The sequence below is a fragment of the Olsenella uli genome (assembly GCF_016900775.1).
GTDB classification, from domain to species: domain Bacteria; phylum Actinomycetota; class Coriobacteriia; order Coriobacteriales; family Atopobiaceae; genus Thermophilibacter; species Thermophilibacter uli_A.
Window position 1 is genome coordinate 1 of record NZ_JACJKN010000039.1, and the last position, 719, is coordinate 719.

Here is a 719-nt window from a genome sequence, read left to right on the forward strand (position 1 = left end):
TCGCCCGGCCGCCCCTCGGCGGCGCGCTTGCGGCGGAAGAGCTCCGCGCGCAGCGCCTCGGCCTCGCCCGCGCGAAGGCCGCGCAGCTTGGAGGCGTCATCCTCGGCCGCCGCGCCGCCCACCGCGACGGACGCCCCGCGCGGCCCCGCGTCCATCGGCCAGATCGAGCGGGACCTCGAGCGCCTCGCCGTTCCCGAGCGCTCGCTCTTTGAGCGCGACGCGGACGCCGACGGCGCCACTTTGTCGTCGGCGGCGCATCGCGCCAACCCGCTCTCCGTGCTGACGGAGGCGATCAAGGCGGCATCGGGCCTCGTGGCGCTTCTCGCCGCGGCGCGAATGGGCAGCATTCTCTCCGGCGACGCGGCCGCGCTCGTGCAGACGGTCATCGCGGCCGCGCTCATCTTCGCGGCATGCCTCGGGCTTTGCTACGCCATCTGGCGCTCGCGGACGTGGGAGCTCGCCCCCGACGGGCTCGTCGTGCGCTGGGGTCTTGTCAACCGCCGCCAGCTCACCGTGCCCTATGAGCACATCCACACCGTGACCATGAGCTCGGAGCTGCTCGAGCGCCTGCTCGGCCTCATGACGCTGAATCTGGACACGGGCGCCGCGGCGGCCGAGGATGACGCCTCCAAGCTGCGCGGCCTTCGCGCGGGCGAGGCCGAGGCGCTGCGCGCGGAGCTCTTCCGCCGCAAGCGCGCCGCCGAGGGGCGGCCGGGCGA

General features: G+C 75.0%; 1 protein-coding gene. It reads left to right on the top strand.

The annotated features are described in order from the left end of the window. Positions 1-87: 87 nt before the first annotated feature. Positions 88-719, top strand: a 632-nt coding sequence (locus tag H6A23_RS11210; RefSeq protein WP_204832254.1) for a PH domain-containing protein, incomplete at its 3' end; no start/stop codon positions are given.